Origin of the sequence: Cedecea sp. AS113 (assembly GCF_037152415.1) — a bacterium.
Taxonomy (GTDB): Bacteria; Pseudomonadota; Gammaproteobacteria; order Enterobacterales; family Enterobacteriaceae; genus Cedecea.
On sequence record NZ_JBBCMI010000016.1, the window covers coordinates 1 to 17,082 of the forward strand.

13 protein-coding genes and 1 riboswitch are annotated in these 17,082 nt (G+C 54.6%); of the genes, 4 read left to right on the forward strand and 9 right to left on the reverse strand.

Annotation, left to right across the window (positions count from 1 at the left end):
- Nucleotides 1–403 precede the first annotated feature (403 nt).
- Both murI and btuB read right to left on the reverse strand, forming a co-directional pair.
- The gene (gene murI / locus WFN87_RS17435) at nt 404–1,255 is read right to left on the reverse strand and encodes a glutamate racemase (RefSeq protein ID WP_336983488.1); all 852 of its coding nucleotides are present in this window, start codon (nt 1,253–1,255) and stop codon (nt 404–406) included.
- Nucleotides 1,200–3,047, reverse strand: a complete 1,848-nt coding sequence (gene btuB, locus WFN87_RS17440) for a TonB-dependent vitamin B12 receptor BtuB (RefSeq protein ID WP_336983491.1) — start codon at nt 3,045–3,047, stop codon at nt 1,200–1,202. The genes murI and btuB overlap by 56 nt, the downstream gene beginning before the upstream one ends.
- 69 nt (nt 3,048–3,116) lie before the next feature.
- A riboswitch (cobalamin riboswitch) is annotated at nt 3,117–3,304 on the reverse strand.
- A 124-nt stretch (nt 3,305–3,428) separates the two neighbouring features.
- Between btuB and trmA the strand changes: the two genes are divergently transcribed.
- On the forward strand, nt 3,429–4,529 hold the full coding sequence (gene trmA, locus WFN87_RS17445; RefSeq protein WP_008457579.1) for a tRNA (uridine(54)-C5)-methyltransferase TrmA: 1,101 nt from the start codon (nt 3,429–3,431) through the stop codon (nt 4,527–4,529).
- Between the two features lie 40 nt (nt 4,530–4,569).
- Here trmA and WFN87_RS17450 read toward each other — a convergent pair whose 3' ends face one another.
- Both WFN87_RS17450 and fabR read right to left on the reverse strand, forming a co-directional pair.
- On the reverse strand, nt 4,570–4,926 hold the full coding sequence (locus WFN87_RS17450; protein WP_008457577.1) for a YijD family membrane protein: 357 nt from the start codon (nt 4,924–4,926) through the stop codon (nt 4,570–4,572).
- Nucleotides 4,927–4,937: 11 nt separating this feature from the next.
- On the reverse strand, nt 4,938–5,579 hold the full coding sequence (fabR, locus tag WFN87_RS17455; RefSeq protein WP_039289193.1) for an HTH-type transcriptional repressor FabR: 642 nt from the start codon (nt 5,577–5,579) through the stop codon (nt 4,938–4,940).
- Between the two features lie 196 nt (nt 5,580–5,775).
- Here fabR and sthA point away from each other — a divergent pair, with 196 nt between their 5' ends.
- Entirely contained in the window at nt 5,776–7,176 is a 1,401-nt protein-coding gene (sthA, locus tag WFN87_RS17460; protein WP_008457573.1) for a Si-specific NAD(P)(+) transhydrogenase, read from the forward strand.
- On the opposite strand, the gene oxyR is transcribed toward sthA, so the two are convergent.
- The 5 genes from oxyR to argC form a co-directional block, all read right to left on the reverse strand.
- Entirely contained in the window at nt 7,159–8,076 is a 918-nt protein-coding gene (oxyR, locus tag WFN87_RS17465; protein ID WP_008457571.1) for a DNA-binding transcriptional regulator OxyR, read from the reverse strand. The genes sthA and oxyR overlap by 18 nt on opposite strands.
- A gap of 243 nt (nt 8,077–8,319) precedes the next feature.
- A complete protein-coding gene (argH, locus tag WFN87_RS17470; protein WP_008457569.1) occupies nt 8,320–9,693 on the reverse strand; it encodes an argininosuccinate lyase in 1,374 nt (457 codons plus the stop codon).
- A gap of 78 nt (nt 9,694–9,771) precedes the next feature.
- On the reverse strand, nt 9,772–10,989 hold the full coding sequence (locus WFN87_RS17475) for an argininosuccinate synthase (RefSeq protein ID WP_336983487.1): 1,218 nt from the start codon (nt 10,987–10,989) through the stop codon (nt 9,772–9,774).
- 30 nt (nt 10,990–11,019) lie between these two features.
- The gene (gene argB / locus WFN87_RS17480; protein WP_156107012.1) at nt 11,020–11,796 is read right to left on the reverse strand and encodes an acetylglutamate kinase; all 777 of its coding nucleotides are present in this window, start codon (nt 11,794–11,796) and stop codon (nt 11,020–11,022) included.
- A gap of 16 nt (nt 11,797–11,812) precedes the next feature.
- Nucleotides 11,813–12,817: an N-acetyl-gamma-glutamyl-phosphate reductase gene (argC, locus tag WFN87_RS17485; RefSeq protein WP_166995753.1), complete on the reverse strand. Its 1,005-nt coding sequence runs from the start codon at nt 12,815–12,817 to the stop codon at nt 11,813–11,815.
- Nucleotides 12,818–13,003: 186 nt separating this feature from the next.
- On the opposite strand from argC, the gene argE reads away from it, so the two are divergent.
- Both argE and ppc read left to right on the forward strand, forming a co-directional pair.
- Complete coding sequence (gene argE / locus WFN87_RS17490; RefSeq protein ID WP_034808745.1) at nt 13,004–14,155, forward strand: acetylornithine deacetylase; 1,152 nt, start codon at nt 13,004–13,006, stop codon at nt 14,153–14,155.
- A gap of 235 nt (nt 14,156–14,390) precedes the next feature.
- Nucleotides 14,391–17,042, forward strand: a complete 2,652-nt coding sequence (gene ppc / locus WFN87_RS17495) for a phosphoenolpyruvate carboxylase (protein ID WP_166879269.1) — start codon at nt 14,391–14,393, stop codon at nt 17,040–17,042.
- The last annotated feature ends 40 nt before the right edge of the window (nt 17,043–17,082 follow it).

Genomic DNA, 17,082 nt, shown 5'->3' on the forward strand with positions numbered 1-17,082 from the left:
ATCTGAGCCATGATCAAACTCTTCAATTTAAAAGTGTTTGATGCTCAAAGAATTAAAACTGTTTATAAAATCAGTAGTCACTCTTCAAGACTTGATATTTGTTTGCATCCGGAGATGCTGAGATATCAATCCTGCGAGTGCCCACACAGATTGTCTGATAAATTGTTAAAGAGCAGTGAGTCAGTCGCTTTCGCTTGCTAACTCGAGGTGGCGTATATTACGCTTTCCTCTTTCAGAGTCAAGCGTTTATTTTCGCTTTCGTCTGACTGACTACCGGGTTGTGAAGCCGCTTTCGAAGCCGCTTCACCGTGTCAGTGGAGGCGCATTATAGGGAGTTCTCAGAGCCTGACAACCCCTAATTTGAAAAAAACTTTCAAGCGTCGTTTTTTTACTCAAAACGGCACTAAAGTGACAGTTTTTCGAGCCTTTCAAAGCCGTAACGTTGTAAAACGGGCATTAATTGCGCAGTTTCAGGCGTGAATGCCATACAATAGGCAATATTCGGATCTGCAGACGCCGCTTCAGGCGCTTCATGTTCCAGTAACCAAACGGTACGCCTTGCAATCGCGGCACCGGAATCGATCAGCCTCGTCCCCTCAGGTAACACTTCCAACAGTTCTTCCTGTAATAAAGGGAAATGCGTGCAGCCTAATACAACGGTATCCGGCGGCTCCGACATCCGTAACCACGGCCGCAGGATTTTACGCAGCTCGTCCAGCGGTACAGGCTCACCATGAAGCTTCGCCTCCGCCAACTCCACCAGTTCGGCAGACCCCAGCATCTCAATTTTGCATTCGGTAGCAAATCGGGAGATAAGCTCGTGGGTATAAGGACGCTTGACCGTGCCGCGTGTTGCCAACAGACCCACAACCCCATTTGTCGTCAAACGCGCAGCCGGTTTAATCGCAGGCACAACGCCAACAACAGGGAAGTCGAACTTTTCGCGTAAAGCAGGGAGGGAAACAGTGCTTGCGGTATTACAGGCAATAACAGCGAGGGATAAAGGATAATGCTGCTGGACAGCAGTCACTATTGAGACCACCCGGTCGACGATAAACTCTTCGCTCTTTTCGCCGTATGGAAACGCCACGTTATCGAAGGCGTAGATGTAATGAAGATCCGGCAGAAGCTGCCGAATCTCATTGTAGACGGACAGCCCACCAACGCCGGAGTCAAAAACCAGCACGGTGGGATGTGCATCAGAAGGAGTAGCTGCCAGACAAGTAGTATTCCCGTCCTGCAGTATGGTAGCCATAAACCGTCTCGTAATCTTTATCGAACAGGTTAGCTATTCTACCACGAACGGTCAGCTGTGACGTGACTGGATACGACAAGGCAACATCCCACAGGCTGACACCGCCCATTTTCACGGTTTGATAGGTATTGAAATCGGTGTCGTAGCGTGAGCCCAGGTAATGATAAGTTACGCTCCAGTCCAGATCGTAGAGCGCCCAGTCAAGCTGGTACTTCACCTGTTGCTTAGCGCGACGCGCCAGCGGTGCATCGGTCAGGCCATTGCGAGCGTCAACATAGTCATAGCTAACGCTGTGCTGCACTGGCCCGGTATCAAAGGAAGCCGTCCCTTCAATGCCTTTGATATTGGCCTTGCCTACGTTGTAATAGCTGTTCGTCCCGCTGTTGAAGTCGATCAGGTTATCAACAAGGTTGCGGTAACCCGAAACGCGCCAGTTCACACCGGAAGTTAACCCTTCAAATGCGCCTTCCCACTGACGGCTTTCTTCTGGATTCAGATCTCTGTTCCCGTAGAAGCCAAACAGCTGCCCCTGGTTTGGCGCCTTAAACGCCGTACCGTAGGAGGCAATAAAGCGATACCCCTCAACAAATTCCCATGCCGCACTACTCTGCCAGGTGCCGTGATTACCGAACTCTGAGTTGTTATCGTTACGCGCGGCGCCTTCAAAGGTGAAATCACCCAGCTTTTGCAGCGCTGTCAGATAGACGCCGGTATTACGCTGGTCGTAGCCGTCAGTTACATAGTTAGTACCCGGTTCAGTGCTTTGCTTCTGCCAGTCAACGCCCGCCCCAACATTTCCTGCGCCGAGATCAACAGAGTTAGTCCACTGCAGGTTGTACTGCTTGATTTCATCCAGGGTAGCGCTTGAGTCGTAGCGACCGAGGCGCGGATCGAAATTGTAATCTTTGCTATGGCCGTAGCTGGAAATCAGCTGTGAGTGGAAGATATCGTTATTAAAGCGCAGTCCCGCGTCCCATGTCTGACTGTAGAGCTGACGGGTGTCCACCAGTTGGTTTGGCGTAAAGCTGCTATAAAGGCCGTCATAGGCCGTACGGTTATCGTAGCCGTAGCCACGCACAAAGCCGCTCCATTGCTCAGAAAAGCTGTGCTCAAGCGCTCCGTAAAGAGATTTACTCATAAAGCCGTCGCGATCGGGCTGACGCAGGCCGCCGGTATTACCCTCAGCCACAACGTCAAAACCTTTGGTGTACTCATAGTTGCCAGCCAGAGTCACGCGAGTGCTATCCCCCAGCTTTTGCTGCGTGCTGGCGTCATAGTTCTGGTAGCCGTTTGAGCCCACTCCCGCCGTCAGCGTTGTGCCGTCTTTATCTCGGGTGGTGATAATGTTGATGACACCGCCGATAGCATCAGAGCCATAGACAGCTGAACGAGGCCCACGGATGTACTCTACGCGCTGAACAAGAGAGACTGGAATCTGGCTGAGGTCGGAAGAGCCGGTCACGCCGGCCTGATTAAGGCGGATGCCGTCAATCAGCACCAGCACATGGCTGGAATTAGTCCCGCGAATAAACACTGAGGAGAGCTGACCAAGGCCGCCGTTCTGAGCAATATCCACGCCCGGCAATCTTCGCATCACGTCGTTTAAATCTTTTGACTGCCAGCGATCAATATCTTCACGCGTGACCACCGAAGTCGGCGCCAGAACGCTATTCACCGGCTGCTGAAAACGATTCGCAGTCACTACCAGGGTATTGTCAGTGTTGCTTTCCTGCGCCCAAACTGAAAAAGCCGTTGCGGACAGAGCCGTCAACAGCGAAACCTTCTTTATCATCATTTATATAAGCACCCGCTTTCGACCAGGATGCCGCAGATATGGCAAATAGCACGCGATAGCCATATCACTTGCGACGTCGTTCCGGCAGGTCTTCGGGCTTGGGGGCTTAAATAAGATGAGGACTTCCCGCTTATATAATAAAGCAGTGTCTGCTGAGTGCGTTCATCTTGCCGTTCCTTACCGCTGCGCGTCAGCCCCAGAATCACACTGGGTTCCCTTTTCACTCTCAGGAGGCCGGAAAAGCCATGCTACCGTTAGGCTTATACGGATGTCCAGACTTCCGGCTGAACTTCTTAACACGATCGGGCTGGACATCCCGGGGCGAATCCCTACAATCGCCGCGTAGTTTGTATTCATTGACCGACTGGATGGCTAGCCATGACCCCTGAACACCTCCCGACAGATCAGTACGACGCGCAACTGGCGGAAAAAGTCACTCGCCTCGAAGGCATGATGGCGCCTTTTGCCGCACCGGCCCCGGAGGTATTCCGCTCACCGGTAAGTCACTACCGCATGCGAGCTGAGTTCCGCATCTGGCATGAAGGTGATGACCTGTATCACATCATGTTCGATCAGCAGACTAAAAGCCGTATCCGGGTCAACAGCTTCCCGGCGGCCAGCGAGCTGATTAACGCCCTGATGCCAGCTATGCTGGATGGCGTCCGCGATATTCCAGCCCTGCGCCACAAGCTGTTCCAGATTGACTACCTGACTACCCTGAGCAATCAGGCCGTGGTGTCTTTGCTCTACCACCGCAAGCTGGATGATGAATGGCAGCAGCATGCCGAGGCGCTGCGCGACAGCCTGCGCGCCCGCGGCTTTAACGTGCATTTGATTGGCCGTGCAACAAAAACCAAGATTGAGCTGGACCAGGATTTTATCGACGAACGCCTGCCGGTTGCCGGTAAAGAGATGATTTACCGCCAGGTTGAGAACAGCTTCACTCAGCCAAACGCGGCCATGAATATTCAGATGCTGGAATGGGCGCTGAGCGCGACAGAAAATTCAAGCGGCGACCTGCTGGAACTCTACTGCGGGAACGGCAACTTCTCGCTGGCTCTGGCCCGCAACTTCGACCGTGTGCTGGCGACCGAAATCGCTAAACCGTCCGTGGCTGCGGCGCAGTACAACATCGCAGCCAACAATATTGATAACGTGCAGATTATCCGCATGGCGGCGGAAGAGTTTACCCAGGCGATGAACGGCGTAAGGGAGTTTAACCGCCTGCAGGGAATCGATCTCAAAAGCTATCAGTGCGAAACCATTTTTGTCGATCCGCCGCGCAGCGGCCTGGATGCTGACACGGTAAAAATGGTTCAGGCCTACCCGCACATCCTTTATATCTCCTGCAATCCACAGACGCTGTGCGAGAACCTGGAAACATTATCCCAGACTCACAGCATCACCCGTCTGGCGCTGTTTGACCAGTTCCCGTACACGCATCACATGGAATGCGGCGTACTGCTCACGCGCAAATAGAAAAAGGACGCCTCGGCGTCCTTTTTGCTATTTATCGGGCTTACTCAGCCGCTTCTGATTTGCGGGAGCGAACTTTAAACAAAATCCAGAACAGCACAACCACCGACAGAATCGAAGGGATAAAGTTAGAGCCAATCGCCGGGTATTCAACGCGAACCACTGAACTATAAAGCAACACACCTAACACAAAACAGGCTGCAGCAAGGCTCGGTAACCCAACCGGCATCGTACGGTTCTGATAGCGCTGATGCAGGCAACAAACCGCCAGCACCAGAGCAATAATAGGAAATATCGAGAACGGAACAACCGAGCTGAACAGCGCGGCAAAAGATCCGTTAATCGACAGACCAGCGATTAACGCCAGCGCCAGCGTACCTCTATCTTGTAACTGTTTCATTGCTCGTTCCTTCACTCTTCGGATAAATGAGCCAGTGCCATTTTTTCTTGTTCCCGGCGATACCAGTAGTAAGCCCCTTTCGAGATCATACGTAGCTGCAACACCAGTCGCTCTTCGAGCTGGCGACGCTGTTCAATATCAACGTCCAGCGCTTCGGCACCTGCACTAAAAACAATCGTGACCATCGCTTCCGCCTGCGCTTCGGTGAAGCTGCGAGGCATGCGATTTTCGAGTTCTAAATAGTCGGCAAGTTCCGCAATGAAGTGCTGAATTTCACGGGCAACCGCGGCACGAAACGCCGCAGACGTGCCTGAACGTTCACGCAACAACAGGCGGAAAGCGTTAGGGTTATTGCCGATAAACTCCATGAACGTTGACACTGAGGTACGGATCACGCTGCCGCCTTTGGCGATGCGCTGCCGCGCCTGCCGCATTAACTGCCGCAGCATCAGGCCACTTTCGTCTACCATTGTAAGACCGAGTTCATCAACATCGCGGAAATGGCGATAAAATGACGTTGGCGCAATACCGGCTTCGCGGGCAACTTCACGCAGGCTCAGGCTGGCAAAGCTTCTTTCGGCGCTTAGCTGGCTAAATGCTGCCTCGACTAAAGAACGCCTGGTTCTCTCTTTTTGTTGCGCTCTTACACCCATCATATTGCCTGAATCCTTCAAACAGAGCTGGAACTATATCAGAGAATCAAGCTACCGCTTTTATAGTGTATTGTGAATGATTGTTTACGGAACATTGACCTGCCCAGGCGGGAAAAAGCACAACGAGAATTGGGGAAATTCCTGGTTGATGTTACCATCGTGTTGCCTTTATGTATAAAAACAGGTAAGCCTTACCATGCCACAAACCTACGATTATGACGCAATAGTGATTGGTTCCGGTCCCGGAGGCGAAGGTGCCGCCATGGGGCTGGTGAAACAAGGAGCCAGGGTAGCGGTGATTGAGCGCTACCACAATGTCGGCGGCGGTTGCACCCATTGGGGCACCATCCCTTCGAAAGCCCTCCGCCACGCCGTCAGCCGCATTATTGAATTCAATCAAAACCCGTTATACAGCGACCACACTCACCTTCTTCGCTCCTCTTTTGCCGACATCCTGAACCACGCCGACAGCGTGATTAACCAGCAAACCCGCATGCGCCAGGGCTTTTACGAGCGTAACCGCTGCGAGATGCTGCAGGGCGATGCGCACTTTGTGGATGAGCACACTGTCGAACTTCTGTGCCACGATGGGTCGGTCGAAACCTACACCGCCGAGAAGTTTGTCATTGCCTGCGGTTCTCGCCCTTACCGCCCGCCAGAAGTTGATTTTACCCACCCACGTATCTACGACAGCGACTCAATTCTCAGCCTGCATCACGAACCGCGCCACGTGATCATCTATGGTGCCGGGGTGATCGGCTGTGAGTACGCATCGATCTTCCGCGGGATGAACGTCAAAGTTGATCTGATCAACACTCGCGATCGCCTGCTGGCTTTCCTCGATCAGGAAATGTCGGATTCACTTTCCTATCACTTCTGGAACAGCGGCGTGGTTATTCGCCACAACGAAGAGTTTGAGAAGATTGAAGGCGTGGACGACGGCGTGATTGTCTCTCTGAAGTCCGGCAAAAAAGTGAAGGCGGATTGCCTGCTTTACGCCAACGGACGTACCGGGAATACAGATTCACTGGCGCTGGAAAATATCGGGCTCGAAGCCGACAGCCGTGGACTCATCAAGGTCAACAGCATGTACCAGACCGCGCTGCCGCATATTTACGCGGTGGGTGACGTGATCGGTTATCCAAGCCTGGCTTCAGCAGCCTACGATCAAGGCCGTATCGCCGCTCAGGCGCTGGTGAAAGGGGAAGCCACGGGGCATCTGATCGAAGACATTCCGACCGGCATCTACACCATTCCAGAAATCAGCTCCGTGGGCAAAACGGAACAACAGCTAACCTCGATGAAAGTACCTTACGAAGTGGGCCGGGCGCAGTTTAAACATCTCGCGCGGGCGCAAATCGTGGGTATGAACGTTGGGACGCTGAAAATTCTGTTCCACCGTGAGACGAAAGAGATTCTGGGGATCCACTGCTTTGGCGAGCGCGCGGCCGAAATCATTCACATCGGCCAGGCGATTATGGAGCAGAAAGGTGGCGGTAACACCATTGAGTACTTCGTTAACACCACCTTTAACTACCCAACAATGGCAGAAGCCTATCGGGTAGCGGCGCTTAACGGCTTAAATCGCCTGTTTTAGCGCTGAGTCGAAATGGCCATCCATCTGCGTGCGGATGGCCTCTGCCAACTGCTCATAGCGGCTGCGCAGCGGCGATCCCGGACGATAAACCAGGCCGACGGTACGACGCGGTTCTGGTTTATAACACGGCAGATAAACTACGCCGTCTCGCTGGCGTTCATGCGGCACAGCCAGGGCTGGCAAAAGCGTGATGCCACTTCCTGCAGCCACCATGTTACGCAGCGTCTCTAAGCTTGTTGCCCGGAAATGGGTATCTTCATCCGCGCCCGCTTCAAAGCAAAAGCCCATAGCCTGATCGCGCAGGCAGTGCCCGTCTTCCAGCATCAGCAGCTTTTCACCGGCCAGATCGGACATCGGCACACGGTCACGGTTCGCCCATGGGTGATCCTGATAAACCGCCAGCACCATCGGCTCATCAAACAGCGGCACCTCGATAAACGCTTCGCTCTCTTTTACCAGCGCCAGAATGGCACAGTCCAGCTTGCCGCTGTCGAGCTGCGCCAGCAGCTGATGGGTCTGGGCTTCATGCAGATACATTTCCAGCTTAGGGAAAGTCTGATGCAGCATAGGAATAATTTGCGGGAGCAGGTAAGGCCCCACGGTTGGGATCAGGCCAATATGCAGCGGGCCGGACATGGCTTCGCCCTGCTGGCTTGCCATCTCTTTCAGTACTTTGACTTCACGCAGCACCGTCCGCGCCTGATCCACCAGCAGCAACCCCGCCTGGGTGAACAGCACTTTACGGCTGGTACGCTCCAGCAGCATAACGCCCAGTTCATCTTCCAGCTTGCGAATCTGGCCGCTCAGGGTCGGCTGGCTAACGTGACAGGCATCCGCTGCCCGACGAAAATGGCGGTGCTCGGCCAGCGCCACCAGGTATTCAAGATCTCGAATATTCATTCTCTATCCTCCTGCGCCACGATAGTTCATGGCGATAGATAGCATAGCAACGAACGATTATCCCTATCAAGCAATGTTGGTGAATAATAGCCAGCAACAGCAAGGCGCATCGCTCTGACTTACCCCGGAACGACGCGCGGCTGCAGAGACTCTCTGTTCTCTGAACCTGACGAATTATTAAAGCCAACGTGAACTTTTAGCGGACAGTATGTCCGCTTTTTTTTTGTTCAAATTTCGAGGGGATTAGACCAGGCGCTGTTTCGCGTCGGCGATAGCCTGAGCAACCTGCTTAGGTGAAACACCGCCTTTCGCGGCGCGCTTGTCGAGGCAGGATTGCAACGACAGAATCGGATAAACGTCGTCGCCAATAACCGCGCTGAATTTCTGCAGGTCGGCCAGGGTTAAGGCTTCCAGCGCTTTACCTTGTTTAATCGCTTCCACGACAGCCTCGCCGACAATGTGGTGAGCTTCACGGAACGGCACGCCTTTAGCAACAAGGTAATCCGCCAGCTCGGTGGCGTTGGCATAGCCTTGCTCAGCGGCTTCCTGGCAGCGAGGACGTTTAACCTGAATGCCGTCCAGCACCAGCACGGACATATGCAGACAATCAAGCCAGGTATCGAGGGCGTCGAACAGGCCTTCTTTGTCTTCCTGCATATCTTTGTTATACGCCAGCGGCAGGCCTTTGAGGGTCATCATCATACCGGTCAGGGCGCCCTGCACGCGGCCGCACTTGCCGCGGATCAGCTCCAGCGCATCCGGGTTTTTCTTCTGCGGCATCAGGGAGGAACCAGAAGTCACGCGATCGGACAGCTCAACAAAACCGGCCTCCCCGGTGTTGAAGAAGATCAGATCTTCTGCAAAACGGGACAGGTGAACCATGCCGATAGAAGCGTTGGACAGCAGTTCCAGCACATGATCGCGGTCAGAAACGCTGTCGAGGCTATTGCGGGTCGCGGAAGCAAAACCTAACCAGCCGGCAAGCTGTTCGCGGTCAATTTCATAGGCGGTGCCTGCCAGCGCGCCGCTGCCCAGAGGGCTGACGTCCAGGCGCTGCAGAGTGCTTTGCAAACGGCTTTCATCGCGCGCCAGCATCTCGACGTACGCCAGGCACCAGTGAGCAAAAGTGACCGGCTGCGCGCGCTGCAGGTGTGTATAACCCGGCATCACCGCATCCTGATTGGCTTCGGCTGTTTCAATTAATGCTTGCTGTACCTGGCGGGTGGCAGCCAGCAGCTCGCTGATTTGCATTTTGCACCACAGCTTCAGGTCGGTGGCGACCTGATCGTTGCGGCTACGGCCAGTGTGGAGTTTTTTACCCAGCGCACCGACTTTATCGATCAGCTTGCCTTCCACCCAGCTGTGAATATCTTCCGCGTCGCTTTCCAGAATAGCCTGCGGGTTAACCTGCACTTCTTCCAGCAAGACTTTCAGGGCCTGCTCAAGCTGCTGTTGCTCAGCTTCAGTCAGCACGCCCACGGTGACCAACGCTTTGGACCAGGCGACAGAACCTACGATGTCTTGCTCAGCCAGGCGATAGTCAAAGCGTAAAGAGTCATTGAATTGCTTAAACCGTTGATCGGCTGCCTGAGTAAAACGCCCACCCCAAAGTGCCATAATCATGCTCCATTCATCATATTGATATTCGTTTGCCCCTCACGCATTCCCGGCCTGGGAACACGTGAGGGTAAAAAATTACTTCTTAAGTTCGTTCAGCGCACGGATACGGGAAGAGAGCGAGAACAGACGGATAAAGCCGCCCGCGTGGCTGTGATCGTAAACTTCATCTTCGCCAAAGGTCGCAAACTCTTCGCTGTAGAGGCTGTTCGGGGATTTTTTCTGAATCGCCGTCACCTGGCCTTTATACAGCTGCAGCACAACTTCGCCGTTCACTTCTTCCGCCAGCGACTCGGCAGATGCCTGCAGAGATTTACGCAGAGGTGCAAACCAGCGGCCATCGTACACGACGTAGGACATTTCGAGACCCAACTGCTCACGCCATTTGAAAGAGTCACGATCCAGCACCAGCTGCTCAACGCCACGCAGAGCAGCCATCATAACGGTGCCCCCTGGGGTTTCATAGCAACCACGAGACTTAATACCCACCAGACGGTTTTCAACGATATCGATACGGCCAATACCGTGCCTGGCCCCGATAGCGTTCAGGGTTTCCAGACACTTGAATGGGCTCATTGCTTCGCCGTTCACGGCCACAACCTTGCCCTGCTTAACGGTCACAGTGACCTGTTCAGCCTGATCCGGTGCTTCCTGCGGGTCAACGGTCCATACCCAACAGTCTTTGTTCGGGGCATTCCACGGGCTTTCCAGCACGCCGCCTTCGGTAGAAATGTGCCAGGCGTTTTCGTCACGGCTGTAGATTTTTTCCAGTGAGGCAGTCGTCGGGATATCACGCTCTTTCAGGTAATCGAGCAGCGCTTCACGGGAACGCAGGTTCCACTCACGCCACGGGGCAACGACCTTCAGATGCGGAGCCAGCGCGGCCCAGGTAGATTCAAAACGCACCTGGTCGTTACCTTTACCGGTTGCACCGTGGCACAGCGCATCTGCGCCCACTTTATTCGCCACATCCACCAGCGCTTTAGCGATCAGCGGACGCGCCATAGAAGTGCCGAGCAGATAGCTGCCTTCATACAGCGCCCCGGTCTGCAGTACAGGGTAAACATAGTCGCTGATAAACTCTTCACGTGCATCGACCACGTAGCACTCAGACGCCCCGGAGCGCAGCGCTTTCTGCTCAACGCCTTTCAGATCTTCACGATCCTGACCGATATCCACCACGCAGGCGACCACTTCGCAGCCGCCGTAGTTTTCTTTCAGCCATGGAATGATGGCTGAAGTGTCGAGGCCGCCAGAGTATGCGAGAACGATTTTTTTGATGCCGTGATTTTGCATTGTCTTGTCCTTGTTAAAACTATTCTTTGTCTATGCCAGAATCCGGGTGCCGATAGCCACACCGTTGAATAAAGAGGGTAGCTGATCCGCGTGGCGCCATGAGGCAATATCCACCGGGCGTCCCAGGGTACGGGCCGCATCCAGCGCCGCGTTCACTTTCACAATCATGCCGTCGGTAATAATGCCTTGCTCAATCAGCTGTTCGGCTTTGGCCGCCGTCATCTCAGCGATGCGCTGACCTTTACCGTCCAGGATACCGCTCACGTCGGACAACAGAATCAAATCCGCGCCGAGCGTTGCGGCCAGCGCCGTTGCCGCCTGATCCGCATTGACGTTCATCAGCTCGCCTTCAGTGGTCACACCGATGGAGCTAACAATCGGCAGGAAGCCGTTTTCCAGCAGCGTATTAATCAGTTTTGGCGAACCCGGTTTAGCCAGGCCGACGTGACCAAGCGCTTCGTCAAGCTGAGTCACCGTAACGCTATCCCCGTCACCGAGGCTCAAGCCAACGCCGTTAATGCCATGCTTCTTCGCCCAGGCCAGCAGAGTCTTGTTGGCCGTGCCCGCCAGCGCACCGGTAATAATGTCAATCTGGTCGGCAGGCGTCACACGCAGGCCGTTTTTCTTTTGTACCGGCAGCGCCAGCTTCTTCATCAGCTCATCCACCAGGCAACCGCCGCCGTGAACAATCACCAGCGGACGCTGATGGGACTGGCGATAGTTCACCAGCGCGGTAAACAGGCGCTCCAACGCCTCTTCGCTATCCAGCAGCACGCCGCCCAATTTGATAATTAAAGGATTCATCATTTCACCCGACCGACGGTTAAATAAGGGACTGCGTTTCGGCGAAGCCAAAACGAATATTAAGACACTGTACTGCCTGCGCCGCGGCACCTTTCAGCAGGTTATCCTCGGTGGCAACAACAATCAGGTGCTCATCCTGCACGGCAAAGCCGATGTCGCAGAACGGCAGGCCAACCACATTTTTCAGCGCCGGAACGCCTTTTTCGTACAGGCGAACCAGCGGCTTGTCGCCGTAAGCCTGGCTAAACGTCTCCGCAATCTGCTGCTGCGTAACGCCAGCTTTCAGGCGACAGGTAATCGTCGCCAAAATGCCACGCGGGAAATTGCCGAGGTGCGGGGTGAAAATCACCGACGCGCCAAGATGGGTAGCGATTTCTGGTTGATGGCGATGATTAAAAACGCCGTAAGGCTGCAGGCTAACTTCGCAGAAGCTGTTGGAAATCGCGGCCTTGCGCCCGGCACCGCTGACGCCGCTGGTGGCGTTGATCACCGGCCACTGGTTCAAATCCAGCAGATCGGCATCAATCAGCGGCTTCAGCGCCAGCTGAGACGCCGTCGGATAGCAGCCCGGCACGGCAATTAAATTGCTCTCTTTGAGCGCAGCACCCTGCCATTCGGCCAGGCCATAAACCGCTTTTTCCAGCAGCTCAGGATGCTGATGGGTAAAACCGTAATAACGTTCATAGAACGCCGGGTCGTTAACGCGGAACGCGCCTGAGAGATCGATCACCACGCAGCCTGCCGCCAGGAACTGCGGAGCCAGATCGTGGCTGACTTCGTGGGCGGTGGCGAGGAACACCACATCCACACCCTCGCTGAACTCGCTGATGTCGGACATCGCCTGCAGCGGCAGATCAACAATGCCCTTTAACTGCGGATGCAAATCAGATATCAATTTTCCTGCATCTGAACTTTGCGCTGAAACCGTCAAAGCGGTTATGTTCATATCAGGATGGCGATTCAAATAGCTTACAAGCTCTGCGCCTGCATAACCGCTTGCACCCACAATCAGCGTATTCAACATCTGGGTCGTTCACCTTGTCTTTTCGGTCTGCTCAGAGTGCCAGCCTGACGCTTTCACCCACGTCCGTTAGCGTGGTTTTTTATTCACCGGAACGCTTAACTGTTCCTTTACGCTCAACGTTATTGTATTTTTATTCACAATTAATGCATGAATATTGATACTATCCTAACCTAAGGCCTGTCAACAGTGAAGATGAAATTACCGCCTTTTATCGAGATCTACCGCGCCCTGATCGCGACACCTTCCATCAGCGCCACCGACAGCGCGCTGGATCAAAGCAATGAGTCTTTAATCAATTTACTGGCGGGCTGGTTCCGCGACCTCGGTTTTAACGTCGAAATTCAGCCTGTGCCAGGCACTCGCAATAAATTCAATATGCTGGCGAGCAGCGGCCAGGGCGCTGGCGGCCTGTTACTGGCAGGGCACACCGATACTGTGCCGTTCGACGATGGCCGCTGGACGCGGGACCCGTTTACCCTGACCGAGCACGACAACAAGCTTTACGGCCTGGGTACCGCCGACATGAAAGGGTTCTTCGCGTTCATTCTGGATGCCCTGCGCGACGTGGATGTGACAACCCTGAAAAAGCCGCTCTACATATTGGCCACCGCCGATGAAGAGACCACCATGGCAGGTGCACGCTATTTCGCTGAAACAACCTCGCTTCGCCCGGACTGTGCGATCATCGGTGAACCGACATCGCTACAGCCGGTACGTGCGCACAAAGGACACTTGTCTAACGCCATTCGTATTCTGGGGCAGTCCGGCCACTCGAGCGATCCGGCGCGAGGCGTTAACGCCATTGAACTGATGCATGATGCCATCGGCCACATTCTCACGCTGCGCAATACGCTGAAAGATCGCTATCACCATGACGCCTTCACCGTGCCGTATCCAACCCTCAACTTAGGGCACATTAACGGCGGCGACGCGGCAAACCGCATTTGTGCATGTTGCGAACTTCACATGGACATTCGCCCGCTGCCGGGTATGACATTAAACGATCTGAACGGTTTACTGACCGAAGCATTAGAACCGGTAAGCCAGCGCTGGCCTGGTCGCCTGACTGTCTCTGAACTTCATCCGCCGATCCCAGGCTACGAATGCCCGCCGGACCACCAGCTCGTGCAGGTCGTTGAGAAACTGCTCGGCGCGCAAACGGAAGTGGTGAACTACTGCACCGAAGCACCGTTTATCCAGACCGTATGCCCAACGCTGGTGCTTGGTCCTGGCTCCATCAACCAGGCTCACCAGCCGGATGAATACATCGATACCCGCTTCATCAAGCCAACCCGGGAGTTAATCACTCAGGTAGTGCATCATTTTTGTTGGCATTAATTAATCGCGGTAAAAGGGGGTTTTACCCCCTTTTTAATCTGGAATAATCAGTATTCCTATAAGAAATGCTTATATGCGAAGTTGGTAATTAAATTTCATAAATTCGCGTCATTTCCTCGTTTGCTGAAACGATTTCGTAGCAATTGACGAATGGTTTATGACGTGGCTTTATAAAAGGCGGTGTTGAACCTTCACGGGTGAAATTAAGTTACATAATAGATTGGGCTGGAGTCATATGAACGAACGCTATTCTGCTTTGCGAAGTAATGTCAGCATGCTCGGAAAACTGCTCGGAGATACCATCAAAGATGCGCTGGGAGAAAATATCCTCGACCGCGTAGAAACGATCCGTAAGTTATCCAAGTCCTCCCGCGCCGGTAATGAAGCCAATCGTCAGGAGCTGCTGAGCACGCTGCAGAACCTCTCAAATGATGAACTGCTCCCCGTCGCCCGCGCCTTTAGCCAGTTTCTTAATCTTGCCAACACCGCAGAGCAGTACCACAGCATCTCCGCGACGGGCGAAGCGGCCAGCAACCCAGAAGTCATCGCTAAAACGCTGCAAAAACTGAAAAGTCAGCCGGGCATCAGCGAAGCAGACATTCGGGCAGCCGTTGAGTCTCTCTCTCTGGAGCTGGTGCTCACCGCTCACCCTACCGAGATCACTCGCCGTACCCTGATTCATAAACTGGTCGAAGTGAACAGCTGTCTGAAGCAGCTCGACCACAGCGATCTCGCCGACTACGAGCGCAACCAAATCATGCGCCGCCTGCGCCAGCTGGTTGCTCAGGCATGGCATACCGACGAAATTCGTAAGCATCGCCCTTCCCCGGTCGACGAAGCCAAATGGGGCTTCGCGGTGGTAGAAAACAGTCTGTGGGAAGGGGTGCCAAACTACCTGCGTGAGCTTAACGAACAGCTCGAAGAGAATCTGAATTACAAACTGCCGGTGGACTTCGTCCCGGTACGCTTTACCTCCTGGATGGGCGGCGACCGCGACGGCAACCCGAACGTAACGTCCGAAATCACCCGTCACGTCCTGCTTCTCAGCCGCTGGAAAGCCACCGACCTGTTCCTGCGCGATATCGCGGTCCTGGTTTCCGAGCTGTCGATGGTGGAATGCACGGCGGAGCTTAGCGAACTGGCAGGGCCGGATGCGGGCCAGGAACCTTACCGCCACATCATGAAAGGCCTGCGCCAGCAGCTGCTCTCCACCCAGGCCTGGCTTGAAGCCCGCCTGAAAGGCCAGCGTCTGCCGAAGCCGGAAGGTCTGCTCATTCAAAACGAGCAGCTTTGGGATCCGCTCTACGCCTGTTATCAATCCCTGCAGGCCTGCGGCATGGGCATCATCGCTAACGGGCAGTTGCTGGACACCCTGCGCCGCGTGAAATGCTTCGGCGTGCCGCTGGTACGCATTGATATTCGCCAGGAAAGCACGCGCCACAGCGAAGCGCTGGGCGAAATGACCCGCTATCTTGGCATCGGCGACTACGAAAGCTGGTCAGAGGCTGATAAACAAGCCTTCCTGATCCGCGAACTGAACTCCAAGCGCCCTCTGCTGCCTCGCCAGTGGGAGCCAAGCGCTGACACTCAGGAAGTGCTGGAAACCTGCAAAGTGGTAGCCGAAGCGCCACGCGGTTCCATTGCTGCCTACGTTATTTCGATGGCCAAGACGCCGTCAGACGTGCTGGCCGTTCACCTGCTGCTGAAAGAAGCGGGCTGTACCTTCGCCCTGCCGGTTGCGCCGCTGTTTGAAACCCTCGACGACCTGAATAACGCCGACGACGTCATGACCCAGTTGCTGAATATCGACTGGTACCGTGGCTTTATCCAGGGCAAACAGATGGTGATGATTGGCTATTCCGACTCGGCGAAAGATGCTGGCGTGATGGCCGCATCCTGGGCGCAATATGAAGCGCAAGATGCGCTGATCAAAACCTGTGAGAAAGCCGGTATCGCCCTGACGTTATTCCACGGGCGCGGCGGCTCCATTGGCCGTGGCGGTGCGCCAGCGCACGCAGCTCTGCTTTCTCAGCCACCAGGCAGCCTGAAAGGTGGCCTGCGCGTCACCGAGCAAGGTGAGATGATTCGCTTTAAATACGGCCTGCCAGAAATCACCATCAGCAGCCTGTCGCTCTACACCAGCGCGATCCTTGAAGCTAACCTGCTGCCGCCGCCAGAGCCGAAGAAAGAGTGGATTCAGATCATGAACTCACTTTCTGCGACGTCCTGCGAGATGTATCGCGGCTATATTCGCGAGAACACAGACTTCGTGCCGTATTTCCGTTCCGCCACGCCGGAGCTGGAATTGGGCAAACTGCCGTTGGGCTCTCGCCCAGCTAAACGTCGTCCAAACGGCGGGGTAGAATCTTTACGTGCGATCCCGTGGATCTTCGCCTGGACCCAAAACCGCCTGATGCTGCCGGCCTGGCTGGGCGCAGGCGCGGCGCTGCAAAAGGTCGTGGAAGAAGGCAAGCAAAGCGAGCTGGAAACAATGTGCCGCGACTGGCCGTTCTTCTCCACTCGCCTTGGCATGCTGGAGATGGTGTTTGCCAAAGCCGACCTTTGGCTGGCGGAATACTACGATCAGCGCCTGGTGAAGCCAGAGCTGTGGAAACTGGGCAAACAGCTACGTGACCAGTTGGAAGCCGACATCAAAGTCGTGCTGGATATCGCCAACGACTCACACCTGATGGAAGATTTACCGTGGATTGCCGAGTCGATTACCCTGCGTAATATCTATACCGATCCGCTGAACGTCCTGCAGGCCGAACTGCTGCACCGCTCGCGCCAGTCGGAAGAGAAAGGCGAAGCGCCTGATGCCCGCGTAGAGCAAGCCCTGATGGTCACCATCGCCGGGGTTGCCGCCGGGATGCGTAATACCGGCTAAGATTTTTTAGCTTCGTCATTTCCCCCGCAAACGCGGGGGT